This is a genomic window from Stenotrophomonas maltophilia, assembly GCF_013464915.1.
GTDB lineage: Bacteria > Pseudomonadota > Gammaproteobacteria > Xanthomonadales > Xanthomonadaceae > Stenotrophomonas > Stenotrophomonas maltophilia_AT.
Genome location: NZ_RAVT01000042.1, coordinates 29,936 through 44,052, shown reverse-complemented (window position 1 = coordinate 44,052; position 14,117 = coordinate 29,936). Strand labels below are relative to the sequence as shown.

General features: G+C 65.2%; 15 protein-coding genes and 3 tRNA genes. 6 read left to right on the top strand and 12 right to left on the bottom strand.

Going from position 1 to position 14,117, the window contains the following annotated elements; genetic code table 11:
- Window position 1: 1 nt before the first annotated feature.
- Window positions 2-673: a response regulator transcription factor gene (locus tag D7T59_RS14750; RefSeq protein ID WP_180851555.1), complete on the bottom strand. Its 672-nt coding sequence runs from the start codon at window positions 671-673 to the stop codon at window positions 2-4.
- Between the two features lie 146 nt (window positions 674-819).
- Here D7T59_RS14750 and D7T59_RS14745 point away from each other — a divergent pair, with 146 nt between their 5' ends.
- Together D7T59_RS14745 and D7T59_RS14740 are read left to right on the top strand one after the other, a co-directional pair.
- Complete coding sequence (locus D7T59_RS14745; RefSeq protein WP_180851554.1) at window positions 820-1,587, top strand: MipA/OmpV family protein; 768 nt, start codon at window positions 820-822, stop codon at window positions 1,585-1,587.
- A gap of 30 nt (window positions 1,588-1,617) precedes the next feature.
- Window positions 1,618-1,902: a hypothetical protein gene (locus D7T59_RS14740; RefSeq protein ID WP_164136082.1), complete on the top strand. Its 285-nt coding sequence runs from the start codon at window positions 1,618-1,620 to the stop codon at window positions 1,900-1,902.
- Window positions 1,903-1,944: 42 nt separating this feature from the next.
- On the opposite strand, the gene D7T59_RS14735 is transcribed toward D7T59_RS14740, so the two are convergent.
- Window positions 1,945-2,085: a hypothetical protein gene (locus D7T59_RS14735; protein WP_173364575.1), complete on the bottom strand. Its 141-nt coding sequence runs from the start codon at window positions 2,083-2,085 to the stop codon at window positions 1,945-1,947.
- 162 nt (window positions 2,086-2,247) lie between these two features.
- Between D7T59_RS14735 and D7T59_RS14730 the strand changes: the two genes are divergently transcribed.
- The 3 genes from D7T59_RS14730 (at window position 2,248) to D7T59_RS14720 (ending at window position 3,696) form a co-directional block, all read left to right on the top strand.
- Complete coding sequence (locus tag D7T59_RS14730) at window positions 2,248-2,817, top strand: TlpA family protein disulfide reductase (protein WP_106549004.1); 570 nt, start codon at window positions 2,248-2,250, stop codon at window positions 2,815-2,817.
- Between the two features lie 112 nt (window positions 2,818-2,929).
- Window positions 2,930-3,118, top strand: a complete 189-nt coding sequence (locus tag D7T59_RS14725; RefSeq protein WP_005408865.1) for a hypothetical protein — start codon at window positions 2,930-2,932, stop codon at window positions 3,116-3,118.
- A gap of 257 nt (window positions 3,119-3,375) precedes the next feature.
- Complete coding sequence (locus tag D7T59_RS14720; protein WP_180851553.1) at window positions 3,376-3,696, top strand: hypothetical protein; 321 nt, start codon at window positions 3,376-3,378, stop codon at window positions 3,694-3,696.
- A 95-nt stretch (window positions 3,697-3,791) separates the two neighbouring features.
- Here the strand turns inward: D7T59_RS14720 and D7T59_RS14715 are convergent.
- From D7T59_RS14715 to uvrB, 3 genes are all read right to left on the bottom strand, one after another.
- Window positions 3,792-3,866: transfer RNA gene (locus D7T59_RS14715), tRNA-Val, on the bottom strand.
- Window positions 3,867-3,964: 98 nt separating this feature from the next.
- Window positions 3,965-4,039 (bottom strand) — tRNA-Val (locus tag D7T59_RS14710).
- 107 nt (window positions 4,040-4,146) lie between these two features.
- Window positions 4,147-6,171, bottom strand: coding sequence for an excinuclease ABC subunit UvrB (gene uvrB / locus D7T59_RS14705; RefSeq protein WP_164136084.1), 2,025 nt, complete (start codon window positions 6,169-6,171; stop codon window positions 4,147-4,149).
- Between the two features lie 129 nt (window positions 6,172-6,300).
- Here uvrB and D7T59_RS14700 point away from each other — a divergent pair, with 129 nt between their 5' ends.
- Window positions 6,301-6,837 (top strand): GspH/FimT family protein, encoded by a 537-nt coding sequence (locus D7T59_RS14700; protein ID WP_258014525.1) that lies wholly within the window; start codon window positions 6,301-6,303, stop codon window positions 6,835-6,837.
- Window positions 6,838-6,885: 48 nt separating this feature from the next.
- Here the strand turns inward: D7T59_RS14700 and D7T59_RS14695 are convergent.
- The 7 genes from D7T59_RS14695 to D7T59_RS14665 form a co-directional block, all read right to left on the bottom strand.
- Window positions 6,886-6,962, bottom strand: a tRNA-Asn gene (locus tag D7T59_RS14695).
- 47 nt (window positions 6,963-7,009) lie between these two features.
- The gene (locus D7T59_RS14690) at window positions 7,010-7,435 is read right to left on the bottom strand and encodes a type IV pilin protein (RefSeq protein WP_062607567.1); all 426 of its coding nucleotides are present in this window, start codon (window positions 7,433-7,435) and stop codon (window positions 7,010-7,012) included.
- A gap of 13 nt (window positions 7,436-7,448) precedes the next feature.
- Window positions 7,449-11,264, bottom strand: a complete 3,816-nt coding sequence (locus tag D7T59_RS14685; RefSeq protein ID WP_180851552.1) for a pilus assembly protein — start codon at window positions 11,262-11,264, stop codon at window positions 7,449-7,451.
- Window positions 11,265-11,275: 11 nt separating this feature from the next.
- Entirely contained in the window at window positions 11,276-11,797 is a 522-nt protein-coding gene (locus tag D7T59_RS14680; protein ID WP_164136088.1) for a pilus assembly PilX family protein, read from the bottom strand.
- A 3-nt stretch (window positions 11,798-11,800) separates the two neighbouring features.
- Window positions 11,801-12,970, bottom strand: coding sequence for a PilW family protein (locus tag D7T59_RS14675; RefSeq protein ID WP_164136089.1), 1,170 nt, complete (start codon window positions 12,968-12,970; stop codon window positions 11,801-11,803).
- On the bottom strand, window positions 12,967-13,467 hold the full coding sequence (pilV, locus tag D7T59_RS14670) for a type IV pilus modification protein PilV (RefSeq protein WP_180851551.1): 501 nt from the start codon (window positions 13,465-13,467) through the stop codon (window positions 12,967-12,969). The genes D7T59_RS14675 and pilV overlap by 4 nt, the downstream gene beginning before the upstream one ends.
- Window positions 13,464-13,979 (bottom strand): GspH/FimT family pseudopilin, encoded by a 516-nt coding sequence (locus D7T59_RS14665; protein ID WP_164136124.1) that lies wholly within the window; start codon window positions 13,977-13,979, stop codon window positions 13,464-13,466. Before D7T59_RS14665 ends, pilV begins: the two co-directional genes overlap by 4 nt.
- Window positions 13,980-14,117: the final 138 nt, after the last annotated feature.

Genomic DNA, 14,117 nt, shown 5'->3' with positions numbered 1-14,117 from the left:
CTCAGGCCTCCGCCAGCAGGTAGCCGACGCCGCGGATCACATGGATCTCCACGCCGGCCCCGGCCTGTTGCAGTGCCTTGCGCAGCTTGGAGATATGCGCGTCGAGTGCGTTGGACTGGATCTCGTCATCGAAGCCGTACACCGCCGCCTCCAGTGCACTGCGGGTGACGGTCCGCCCCTGCCGCATCGCCAGCGCCTGCAGCACCAGCACCTGCCGGCGCGGCAGCGCCAGCAGCTGGCCATCGACCCGGGCCTGCAGCGATTCGAAATCGAACTCCAGCCGGCCCAGTCGCAGGCTCGGTGTCACCATCGCCGAAGGCCGTCGCGACACCGCGCGGATGCGCGCCATCAGTTCCTCGATCGCCACCGGCTTGACCAGATAGTCATCGGCGCCGACATCCAGGCCCTCGACCTTGTCCGACAGCGTGCCCTTGGCAGTCAGCATGATCACCGCCAGGTTCGGACGCAGCGCCCGCGCAACGGCAACGAAGCCAGCGCCATCGCCATCAGGCAACTGGCGGTCGAGCAGCATCAGCTGGTGCACGGGTTCACGCAGCGCGATGGCTGCTTCGGCCAGGCAACCAACCACATCGGCGACCACGCCCTGCCGCTCCAGTCCCGATTGCAGGGCACGGGACAGATCAGGATCGTCTTCGACCAGGAGGATGCGCATCGGGGGCTCGGCTACCGGAAACGGTGCCGATCATAGTGCCTGGCGCCCACTTTTTCCGCTTCGGCCTGCCGGATGCGCCGACGCAATGTTCTGACAATGTTGCCCCCCCATCATGCGCAGCCATACCCCCGCAAAGTCGTTGACCGATGCCGCCACTGCCCCCGACCCTGCTGCGCCCGCTGCTGTTCTCCGCTGCCTTCGGCCTGCCGGTGTTCGCGCAGGCCGCCGACCGCAACCCGGGCGTGCAGGCCGGCATCAGCGCTGGCGCAACCTCGGGCGCGTATGCGCACTACGACGTCAAGCCACTGGTGGTCCCGTCCATTGCCTGGCAGGGCCAGCGCTTCTTCGCCAGCCCCGGCTCGCTGGGCATGTACCTGTACAAGGGCCAGGGCCTGCGCCTTTCGGCGGCGGTCACGCCCTACACGCTGCGCTTCAAGACCGACGACGTGAACGATCCGCAGCTGCGCCGCCTGCACAGCCGGCAGATGTCGGCCATGGCCGGCATCAACGGCGAATACAGCGCCGACTGGGGCATCGTCGAAGCCGGGGTGATGCGTGAGATCACCGGCCACGGCGGAGGTTTCGAATCACGCCTGCACTACAGCTATCCGATCCAGGCCGGCCGCTTCACCTGGGTCCCCAAGGTCGGCGTGGTGCACTCCAGCGCACGCTTGCTGGATTACTACTACGGCATCAGCGATGAGGAAGCGTTGCGCTCCGGACTGGCCGCCTACCAGCCGGGCAGCACGACATCGCCAAGCCTGCAGATCGCCGTCAGCACGCCGCTGGGCACGAAATGGCGAGCGACCGGCGTGGTTGCCAACCAGTGGTTCGGCGATGCAGTGAAGGACAGCCCGATGGCACGACGCGGCACACAGTCGTCGGCCTTCATTTCCCTGATGCGCTCGTTCTGAACGAGCGCCCGCTACGGACAAGGACCCCCCATGGCCTCCGTCTCCCCCGTCTCCGAAGCACACGCGATCCTGCGAGCCCCCGATCTGGACAGCGCCGAGCGCGTCTACCTTGGCCTGATGCCCGACCTTGAGCACGTGAGCGCGCTTGCACGTCGCGCGCTCGGCCAGTCGCGCGTTGCCGACGCGGCCCGGGGATACGCGCTGTCGATGACGCTGGTCGGGCTGCGCCTGCAGGAACTGGAGATGGGCGAGGCCAGCGCGAAAGAGCATCGGCAGGCCACCCTGCGCAGCCTGCGCCAGGCCTTCAGCGCCTGAGCGCAGGCCATCCGCAGTGATGCTGCAGTGCCACGCTCCCGCTCAGCGGAACGTGGTCCATGCCAGCACAGCGGACAACAGGGCAACCCAGATCACCGCCTTGAACGTGCCTTCCAGCATGTTGCCGCCGAACAGCAGTTCAAAGAACGGATTGGGCTTGGAAACCGGCACATGATCGCTCATCGGTGAAAGATCCTGGTGATGGGTGGAGGGTATGCACGCATGCCTGCGCGGGCACCACTCTAGTACAGGTGCGCCGTCGGCGTATGTGCGGGGAACATCCGCTTAACACCCTGCGCGCCAATTCGGGTATGTTCGACCCAACGCTGCGTTCAAGGATGATCGATGCTCAAGCGCGTCCTGTTCCCTGTTGTCGCCCTGCTGCTGTCGGTGCTGGTCATCGCGCTCGGATGGCAGAACCGCCAGCTGCGGCAGATCAACGAGCAGATGGCCACGCAGCTGCAGGACATGCGCCTTGAAGCACATGGCCTGGAGCTGGGCAGTCGCCCGGATGCACTGGCGCTGCGCACCACGCAGCAGACCTTCGTCGATATCGGCGGTGCGCGCGACGTTCCGCAGATCCTCTATTTCTTCTCCACTGCGTGCCGCTACTGCCTGGCCTCGGTACCGCAGCTGCAACAGATCGCCGCAGCCCGCGGCAACAGCGAACTGGTCGGTGTTGGCCTGCCGCCATACGACCAGCTGGCGGACTACGCCGGCAAGCATGCACTGCGCTTCCCGATCGCCATCGACAACGAAGCCGCTGCGTCCACGCGCTATCGCGCCACTGTCACGCCGATGCTGATGGTGCTGGCCGCCGATGGACGCGTTGCCTACAAGCATGTCGGCCAGCTCGACGCCCAGGTCGTGCAGGCCGCCGTGGCGTCGCTCGCACCGAAGCCGGCGCTGCCCTGATCCCGCGTGCCGCGCATCTCTTCGCGGCGCCCTGTTACCGCATTCGCGCCACAACCGGCACTCCCGTGCCTTCGGCAACTGCAACTCCACAACGCCAACCAAGGAGATACACATGATCGGAAAGAAAGTGCTTTCGTCCGTCGCCGGTATCGTCGTTGTCGCGGCCATGGCCTTCGGCGCCAGCCAGGCCTTCGCCGTCTCGCCCAAGACCGGATATGCACCGGGCTGCGAACCGCACCCGCAGTGCCCGTTCGGCAACGCGGGCAAGCACGGCCAGCTGCTGTGCTGCGACCCGCTGTAACCGCATCGGTGCATGGGATCGGCATCGCTGACCTGCCTCACCCGCCGCGGAGCTGAGCCAGCGCCGCGGCCATGACCGGGCCACCCCGCAGTGGCCCACCACGCCGGGCCGCATTGAAGCGCGGCCCGGCACTTCCCGCCCCGGATTCATCCTTCCCGCAGCGACTTGGCGCGCGCTTTACCGGCTTTCGTCGCATACCGGTTTCACACCGCAGGGGGCAGTGCCACGCTGGACTCCCTTCTCCGGAGCACCGTGCCATGCCGATGCTTGCCCTGCTGCTGTTGTGCGCTGGCCTGTTCGGCCGCGATGCCGACGCCGGGGATGCCTCCCTGCGCAGCCAGATCCTGCAGGCCGACGCCGGGCATGCGGGCATGCCCCCGGCACATGAGCCGACGGCCCTGCAGTTGTACCGGTTGCGCCAGGACCGCGTGCTGCGCATGGGCAACCAGCGCCTGCCTGCAGGCGGCCAGCAGCATCAGGCCGGTTCAGCACGTTTCGCGCAGGTCTGGGAACGCGTGGACGGCCACTGGCGGCTGCAGCGCATGATCAGCATCGACGAATGGGTTGCCCAGCGCTGACTCGCGGGCAACGGCAACCCTCGCAAACGAAAAAGCCGGCCCAGGGCCGGCTTCCATCGTGATCCACCGCTGCACCGGCAATGCCGGGAGCCAGGTGGTGGGCGGTACAGGGTTCGAACCTGTGACCCCTACCATGTCAAGGTAGTGCTCTACCGCTGAGCTAACCGCCCATCTTGTTCCTGCCGCCCGAAAGCTGGCCTTGCTACGTAAAAACCCGGCGCCAGGGCCGGGCTCTTCAGTTCACGACAGCCCCCTTCCGGAGACTTCGTGGTGGGCGGTACAGGGTTCGAACCTGTGACCCCTACCATGTCAAGGTAGTGCTCTACCGCTGAGCTAACCGCCCGTTTCTGCTTCTGGACGTCCGCGATTGCGTCGGTGCAGGCCGCGTATATTACGGATGCCGGCCGTGAAGCGCAACACTTTTGTGAAGAAGATGCTGCACCGCCGCGTTCAGCCCAGACTCGCTTCCTTCAGCTGCCGGATCTGGTCACGCACGCGTGCGGCATCCTCGAATTCCAGGTCCTTGGCGTGCTGGTACATCTGCTGTTCCAGGGCCTTGAGACGGGCCGCCAGCTGGGCCGGGCCGAGCGAACGGTAATCGGCTCCGTCCTCGGCAACACCCACCCTGCCCTTGCCCTTGCCCTTCTTGGCCTCCTTCTCCGCGGCGTCCGAACGCGCACCTTCGAGAACGTCGACGATCGGGCGCGCCACCGAGCGCGGCACGATGCCATGTTCTTCGTTGTACTCGACCTGCTTGGCGCGGCGGCGGTCGGTCTCGTCGATCGCTGCCTGCATCGAGCGGGTCACCTTGTCCGCATATAGGATCGCCTTGCCGCGCACATTGCGGGCGGCGCGGCCGATGGTCTGGATCAGCGAGCCGGTGGAGCGCAGGAAGCCTTCCTTGTCGGCGTCGAGGATCGCCACCAGCGACACCTCGGGCATGTCCAGGCCCTCGCGCAGCAGGTTGATGCCCACCAGCACATCGAACTTGCCCAGGCGCAGGTCGCGGATGATCTCCACGCGCTCGACCGTGTCCACGTCCGAGTGCAGGTAACGGACGCGGATGCCGTGTTCGGTCAGGTATTCGGTGAGGTTCTCGGCCATGCGCTTGGTCAGCGTGGTGACCAGCACACGGTCACCCGCCTTGATGCGCGCGTTGGCCTCGCTCATCAGGTCGTCGACCTGGGTGCCCACCGGGCGGATCTCCACCACCGGATCGATCAGGCCTGTCGGGCGCACCACCAGCTCGGTGATCTCGTCGCCGGCCTCGCGGTATTCATACGGGCCCGGCGTGGCGGACACATAGATCGCGCGCGGGCAGCGCTCCTCCCACTCCTCGAAACGCAGCGGCCGGTTGTCCAGTGCCGACGGCAGGCGGAAGCCGAACTCGACCAGGGTCTCCTTGCGCGAGCGATCGCCCTTGAACATGGCACCGATCTGCGGAATGGTCACGTGCGATTCGTCGATGACCAGCAGCGCGTCCGGCGGCAGGTAGTCGAACAGCGTCGGTGGCGGCTCGCCGGCATTCTTGCCGGTCAGGTGCCGCGAGTAGTTCTCGATGCCGTTGCAGAACCCGACCTCGGCCATCATCTCGATGTCGAACTGGGTGCGCTGCGCCAGGCGCTGCGCCTCGACCAGCTTGTTTTCCGCATACAACTGCTCAAGCCGCTCCTTCAACTCCACCTTGATGGTTTCCACCGCGGCCAGCACGCGCTCGCGGGTAGTGGCGTAGTGGGTCTTGGGGTAGACGGTGAAACGCTGCATGTTGCGCATCGTCTCGCCGGTAAGCGGGTCGAACATGGTGATCTTCTCGACCTCGCCGTCGAACAGCTCGATGCGCAGCGCTTCGCTGTCCGACTCGGCCGGGAACACGTCGATCACTTCGCCACGCACGCGGAACGTGCCACGCTGCAGCTCGTACTCGTTGCGCGTGTACTGCAGCTGGGTCAGGTGATTGATCAGGTCGCGCTGGTCGATGCGCTCGCCCTTGGACAGGATCAGGCGCAGCGACAGATAGTCCTCCGGCGCACCCAGGCCATAGATCGCCGACACCGTGGCCACCACGATCGCATCCGGGCGCGACAGCAGGGTCTTGGTCGCGGCCAGCCGCATCTGTTCGATGTGCTCGTTGATCGAACTGTCCTTCTCGATGAAGGTGTCCGACGAAGGCACGTAGGCCTCCGGCTGGTAGTAGTCGTAGTAGCTGACGAAATACTCGACCGCGTTGTGCGGGAAGAACGCCTTGAACTCACCATACAGCTGCGCCGCCAGCGTCTTGTTCGGCGCCATGATCAGCGTCGGCTTCTGCACGTTCTGGATGACGTTGGCGATGGTGTAGGTCTTGCCCGAGCCGGTGACGCCCAGCAGGGTCTGCTTGGCGATGCCCGCTTCGAAGTTGCTGGTCAGCTTCGCGATGGCATCAGGCTGGTCGCCCGCCGGCGAATACGGCGAGACGAGTTCGAAACGGTCGCTCATGGTGTTGCCAGTTCCCGGGAAGGACAAGTATACGGGGCAAGGGGTGACGGCCGGCTGAGGGGTTTCCGGGCAGGCAGGCGCGGCGCGGCCTGATGGCGACGCAGCGGCCGGGGCGCGAGGCTTGAAACCATGCTCCGCATCCCCCGTCCCGATCGTTCGGCACCACGCGGCATGCATCTGGTCGAGATGCTGGTGGTGATCGCCGTCCTTGCCGTTCTGGTGGCCGTGGGTTGGCCCGCCCTGCACCCGCTGCTGCTGCGGCATCGCGCCGACGCCCTGCAGCTGGCCCTGCATGCCAGTCTTTCCAGCGCCCGGAGCGAGGCCCTGAAACGCCGCGAACTGATCGGGCTGTGCGCCAGCGAAGACGGTGAGCACTGCTCCCGCGACTGGAGTGCAGGGTGGATCATCTATCGCAGCGGCAGTCATCGGGGAACACCGGCATCCGCCGAGGACATCCTGACCCACCACCAGGGCCGGACCGACATCGCGATCGTCGCCCAGGCCAGCAGTGGGCGGCCGCTGCTGTTCTTCCAGCCCGATGGGCGCAGTCCCGGCGCCAATCTGACACTGCGCATCTGCGCAGGAAACCGGCTGCATGGCAGGTTGGTCATCAACAACGGCGGCCGCGTCCGCAGCGAGCGGGTCGACCGCACCCTCCCCTGCTGACGGGCCAAAAAGACAAAAGCCGCGATTTCTCGCGGCTTCTGCAGTATCTGGCGCCCGAAGTTGGACTCGAACCAACGACCCCCTGATTAACAGTCAAGTGCTCTAACCGGCTGAGCTATTCGGGCGGGGAGGCGCATTGTACTGGGCGTTCAGAGGAAGATCAACACCTGGTTTACCAGCAATCGGAAACCGTGCCGCTGGCGGTTTTGCGGTTGGCCTGGTCCACGCTCAGCGTCCCGCAGCTGTCCTTGGTCTGGTTGCCCTGGGGCGTCGCAGTCAGCGTGAACGAAGACGCCTTGCCATCGAACGTGATCGCGTAGCGTGTGGTCCCGCCCTCGCGCGGCGACACCTTGCTGGGCAGCGCGAAGCCCGAGTAGGTGTTGTTCACCGAGTAGTAGCGCTCGGCACGCTGTGCGTACTCCACCAGGTCCGCCTTGGCCACGCCCCGGTGTGACTGGCGGATGTACTGCTGGTACGACGGAACGACAATCGCGGCCAGGATGCCGAGCACGATCACCACGATCATCAGTTCGATGAGGGAGAAACCGTGCTGCTTGCCGGGACGACGCAGGGTGCTGGAAAGAGTGTTCAGGCTCATGGGAATGTCTTCGTTACTGGATCTGGCGCCAGGATTGGCGACCGCAGGGATAAGGCACGTACATCGTCGGAGCACCCGCCACGTTGACCGCCATCCAGCAGGCACGTCCACCTCGATCGGCACCCTTTGCCAGGCGCGGCATCACCGAGACATTGACGTCCTTCACCGGTGCAGTGCCGCCGGTATCGAGACTGACGCCGGCCGTGCCCGCGCCGTAGGGCGTACCGGTAATGGACCCGACGCGCGCCTGCTCCAGCGATGCCACACCCGAGATCGGATTGAGGCCGAACAGCCAGTTGCTCCCCTCCGTCGAACAGCCACGGCCACCGGCGGTGGGCATGTAGGTCGGCATGAACACCGTGCCCGACGCCACGGCAGGATTACCAACAAACCGTTCGCCCGCGCCGGGGAGTGCAATGCTCCACCCGCGCGCCGCCCCGGAGAAGGGCGTGGCCGTGACCGTGCGCAGCTTGTTGGTGGTGGTCACCGTATAGGCCAGCAGATTGGCGGGCACGATCGTGGCCTCCGGCTGGTCCTTGCTGGTGTCGTTGACACCGTACAGCGACTGCGCGGTGAGATCCTGCGGGTCATTGTCGAAGGAGAAGCTGCCGGTACCCAGCACCAGCATCACGCCACCACCGGGTCCGGTCACTGCGGTCATGCCGCCGGTGATCGGCTGGCGGTACACCTGGTTGTTGTTGTTGGTCTGGCGCGCGGTGGTGAACACCGGCGTGGTGACCGAGGTCGCCGTGCTTTCCAGGTCGAACTTCCACAGCGCGCCGCGCTGGTCGGCCGCATAGATCGTGTCCGCCAGGCCGTCGCGGCCACGTACGCGCCCCGTCCCACCGGCGCTGTCGGCGCGCCAACGGTCGACGGCCACGATGTTGCCCAAGCCATTGTCACCGGCAGGTGCGGTAGCCGCGGCCTCGGTAGCGCTGATCATGCGCACGGCGCCCGATCCCAGGTCGACCACGAACAGCACGGCCTTGCGGCTGGCGCTGTTGTATCCGTTGCCGAAGATCGCTTTCCACGCCACCCCGGTCCCTTCCTTCACCGGCACGATCACTGGCTTGCCAAGGACATGGCCGATGTTCGCCTTCACGGTGCTGTCGAGCCCCGGCGCCACGTCACTGATTTCCCACAGGCGGTTGCCGGTGCCGAAGCTGGACGGCGTGGTTACATCCAGCGCGAACACCGAGCGCCCACCGGCGCCCGCCGTACCGACCAGTGCCGTGGCCCAGTTGCCACCGATCTGTGCGTCCGCCACCGCGATCGGTCCATCCACGTAGTAGCGATGACGGAAGCGCTGGTCGGACTTGTTGGCCGCCACGTAGGGGTACAGAAGGTTGGCCATGTGGCCCAGCGCCGTGCCAGGAACGTAGGCGAAGGTCTCGCTGCCACCGGCACTGTCACTCACGCCGTTGCCGTTCATGCCACCGTCGAAGGCATGCAGCATGCCGTCGTTGGCACCGACATAGACCATGTAGCGGCCATTGTTGCGCTTGCGGGTCAGATACGTGGCATACGAGGTCGCCATCGCGGTGCTGATGCGCTGGTAGCCATAGTCGTCGCGGGGCGAACTGATCACCGGACTGGAATTGACGATGTCGCCCAGCACGGTGGTACGGGTGCGATAGATGCCCCCCGAGTTGCGTACTTCGCGTGACGCGTCGCCGCGCAGATAAGCCATGGCCGTGGCGATGTCGCCGCCAAGCTTTTCAGCCTCGGTGGCGGAACAGCGCGCAATACCCGGGTACTGTTTCTCATCCTTGTTGCAGAGGTCGGCGAAGGCGATGTTGGTGCTGCTGAAGTCAACTGCAGCATTGCCCTTGGTGGCGACGATGGTGCGCGAACGCTGCGCCCCCAGCTTCTCCGCCGCTTCCCACACCTGCGTGTACTCGGTCTGCTGCGTCTTGTCGTTGACCGCGAGCTTGGAGGCCTTCAGTCGGCTGAACCAATCGGTTTCCTCGTTGGCCACCTCGAACTGGGGCGTGACCGCCAGCGATCCGGTTCCGATACGCGCGCCGGTCAGGCCCTGGCTGCCCGAAGGCGCCGGCCCGGAGGTGACCGACGACAGCACCCGGCGCATGGCCGTGGTGATGTCTGCCGGAGTACGCGCGTTGATGTACTCACCGCGGGTATTGGTCGCGGCATGCCAGATGTCATCCACGGTGCTGGGGTTGTTGTCCTGACGTGGCGGCCAGTTGTTGTAGATGGCTGAACTGGTGTACGGATTCTGCTGCTTGTCCGGATCGAACAGGTTGCCACGCGCACCCAGGGTGATCCCGTAGAAGTTGATGTGCAGGTCCTTGTTGCAGTCCAGCGACTTGTCGGTACTGGTCGCGCACTGCTCCGGCACCGGCACATTGCCCTTGGGCATCGCGGTATCGGTGCGCAATGGGTTGACGTAGTAATACGCCGCGATATCGGCCATCGTATCCGAGTTGCTGTCCGAGAACGGGGCGCCCATTGCCTTGTCGATGTTGCCCGGGGCGGGCGCCAAGGATGTCGGCAGGCTGTTGCCATTGTTGCTGTAGCCATCGGTGAACAACATCACCGCGTTTTTCTGGCAGGAAAGCTTGATGGGGGCCGCTTCATCGGTCCGCATGAACTGCAGACCGGCCGCATTGACCGCATGCCGATTGGGCGTACCGCCATTGGCGGTCAGCGCAATCATGTCGCTGTACAGTTTCGCTTTCTGCGTGATCAGGCTCATGTCCTGAATCGCCAGACGCTTCGCATCATCGGACGAGCTGTTGTACTTCTGGAACTCGTTGATCTTGAAGTAGCCGACATACATGTCGTTGACGTTCATCGCATGCGTCATGCCCGCGATCATCGCGCGGTTTCGGTTGCCGTAGTAGGAGTACCAGTTGGCGAAATTCTGGAGCGCGGCGGCATCACCGGACGCGATGACATACTTCCACATGTCACACCCTGTGCCACATGCACCCGCAATCCTGGTACGCGTGACGCCGGCATATGCATTGGTCGCCCCCGGCAGCTGGGGCCGGGGATCAGCATCGCTGCTGTAGGGCATGAAGAACGTTGCCGGAACATACCTGAGGGATGCGTAATCCGCCGAAGTCCAGCTTCGGCCATTGCCATTGCTGTTTTCGGCGCCGAATGCATACGTTATGTTCCCCCTGCGATCCACGTTTCGGGTCACATTTGCATAGGCCTGGCCCTTGGGCGCAACCATGCCCTTCTGCATCCGCTGGACATCCCAGCTGGCTCTACCAAGGTAACTCTCAGCAAGCGACAGCGAATTACCCGTGTCACGCGGATCAATGAGGGTGGCTGTCGGACTGGCCTGCGGATAGGACACAACCTCTTCCTTGACGACGTTCAGCCAGGGCTCGTACTTGATGGTCGGATCGTAGTACGCCGGGTTGTAGGCGGCCGATCGCGCGAACCCGAATACGTCCAGCGCGGGAATGCCGCTGTTGTCGTTGATACGGGAACCCGGCAGCACATAGAAGTAGTCGCATTCGCCCGCGCCATAGATGGGATTTCCATAGCGATCGTAGTCACTGATGATGTCGTCAACGGTGTTCAGTACACCCTTGGATCTGAAGAAGCTCTGCCGGGCATAGTTCCAGCACGCCGTACCATCCTGCCCCGGGAACTGGGTCTGGAAGGTCATAGAACCCGAATCATCCACCGCCATGATGAACGACGGCGGCGCGGAGACCTTCAGGTTCATCGGGTGCTGCGACAACGTGCCCTGCGCCTGCGCGGCGAACAGGTTCATCGCAAGCCAGGTACCGCCAGCCACCGCCAGCAACAGCCCGGAGCCGGCCAGGATCTTGATCTTTCGGGTCGCCATGACCGGGTTCCTCAAAGCTTGAAAACAGTGTCGACAGCCGCCGAGGAGGTACCCTCGTTGCTGGTGGCGGCATCGCGATCGGAGCCGAACGCGGTGATCTGGTAGACGCGGGTGGGTTCTTCGCTTTCCGGCGTACCCATGCCCAGCGTCGATTCGCCCTGGATGCAGGCATCGATGCGGCGCACGCTGACCACCGGCGCCGCCGACAGCTTCTGCTCACCCACCCAGCGGGTGGGATCGAAGCCGTCATCGCAGATGCGCTTGATGGCGTCAGCCTTCAACGCGCCGCCATCGCCGGTATTGTTGTCGATCTGCTCGATCGACCGCTCCGCGTCACGGACCGCGCGCTCGCTGGCCTGGAACGCCACGTTGGCGGCCCGGTAATTGGAGGACATGCGCTCCTGCATGCTCGCCACCTGCATGCCGACCACGCCGATCAGCGACAGCAGGATCAACAGCATCAGGGCCACATACAGCACCGCGCCGCGCTGCTGCGCGCGCCCCTGGAATCGACGGGAGACGGAGGGCTTCATGGGTCAGTTCCCGAACAGTCGGTTGCGCAGTGCCACGGACACCTCGTAGGAGGCACGGTAACGATCGTCGTAGGTCGTGGGCGGATTGAAACCAACACCGAGCACCCCCAGCTGGGCCACCGCCGTATTGGCCTGCTCGGCCGCGGCCCGCTGCGGGCTGCGTACCAGCAGTCCGAGCTGCACCAGGCCAACCCGCCGCCACGCAGCGACAGCGGCGGCATCGGTACCGGTGCTGACCCCGCTGGCGGTCTTCTGGAAGGCGATTACCCCGGTTGGCGGCGCGGTACTGCTGATGGCCGTCTCGGTATCCTGGCCGTAGAGGAACTGCAGGCTCTCGATGCCCTCCACCAGCTCCTCACCGGTGGCGAACGTGTTGTCACCGGCGCCACGCGCACGGTACAGCGCCGGTTCGCCAGCGGTATTGGTGGCCACGTAGTACGCCATCGATTCCACCCGGTAGACCATGGTCACCGCGTTGTTGGCCGAGTAGGCCGAGAGATCGGCCTTGCTGGCCGTGATCGTGCTGCCGGCGATTTTTCCGGCGAACACATCCACCTTGCTGCAATCGGCCACGGCAAACGCCGAGGGCGTGGTGACGGCACCGGCCGACAGTCGGGCCGCCGCGTCACTGGCAATCGTGATGTCCGGCGAAGCACCGGAACCGATGGACAGCACCGGCGAGCCTTCCGGCGCCAGGTAACGCATCACGATGATGTCGCTGCCACCACGCGGTGCAGGCTTCAGATTGGTGATCGCCGACGGCGTGCTGCCGGCCGCCCCCCAGCTTGCGCCGAGGGTCAGCTTGTTGCCAGGCGCGGTTCCCTGCGCCTCGTAACCCTGGATCGGCACCGAGAAATCCATCGGGCTGCCATCACCTGGCTTCACGCCAGCGATGTTGACCTTGACACTGTCCTGGGCGCGCACCAGATGCGCCTGGTCGTTCACGCAGCCCATGTGCCCGGCCATCCGGATGTCGCGCTCGAGGAACTCCAGTGCGAATCGGGCGTTTTCCTGGGTGCGCGCGACACCTTCGGACAGCTGCGACGCCGCCCGCGAGGCCATGAAGATCTGGGTCACGCCCAGCATCAGCACCAGGCCGATGACCAGCGAGATCAGCAGTTCCACCAGCGAAAGGCCGGCTGCATGGCTGGCAGTGGAAGGCGCGCGCTTCATAGACGGGTAACCAGGGTGAACGTGGTGATGCTGTCGGGGTTGGCTGCATTCCAGCGCTCATCTCCCCAGCCGATGCCGACGGTGACCAAGCCGTCGTTGACGGTCACGTTGGCGCTGGCCTTCCCGCCCAGGACCTTGACGACCTGGCATTGCCAGCGCGCCACATTCGCCTTGGAGGCTGTCTGGTCGGCACTGTTGGGCCAGGTGCACGGGCCAGCAGGCGCGGTGACCGAGCCGGCGGTGAAGGAGGCCTTGGTGTATTCGCCACCATTGAGGGTTTCGCTGCGCTGTACGCGCATCAACTCGATCAGGTCGTAGGCCAGGCTGGTGGCCTGGGTACGCTGGCTGGCGCTCTGCACGAAGCGGACGTTCATGGTCTGCAGCAGCGCGAAGCCCAGCAGGCCGAACGCCAGCACCAGCAGCGCGATCAGCACCTCGATCAGGCTGAAGCCACGACTGCGGGCATGACCACCCAGGCCGGAACGACGACGTTTCATTTGCAGGTTCCTGCGGTGGAGCGGACCTGCCCTGAGAACAGCACGGTCAGGGTCCGCATGGGGTCACCGGCCTTGCAGCCTTGCGGCACCAGGCTCACGGTCTGGTCGGCGGACGCGCGGCGGCGCCCCTGGGAATCGAAGGCGATGACGGCCTGGCTGGGAACCTCGACCGCCAGGCTGCTGCTGCCCTTGGAGAAGCGCAGCACGCTTTCGCTGCCGCTGATGGAGCCATCGCCATCGGCGTCGCCCCAGGCAAGCATGCCCTTGCTCCACTCGCCGTCGCAGGACGTGCCGTTGCTGCTGCCGCAGACCCCGCCACCGTGGCGGTTGCGGATGGCCTCGCTGCGGGCGAGCGACAACAGACCGATCACCTCGTTGTTGGTGGTGGTCAGGCGGTTGGAGCGCATCGCGGTGCGGAAGCTGGGATAGGAGATGCTGGCCAGAATGACCAGGATGACCAGCGTGATCATCAACTCGACCAGCGTGAAGCCGTTTTGCCGGCGCATAGACATTGGACGCTCCCCAGCGTGTTGATGGCCACGATGGGCCATCGTCCTGCCACCGGCAAGCGGCGGCAGGATGAACGGTCAATCCAGGGCGACGGGCGTCAAAGCCTTGACGACCCGCCCCGCCCCACCCCGGCCGGCGCG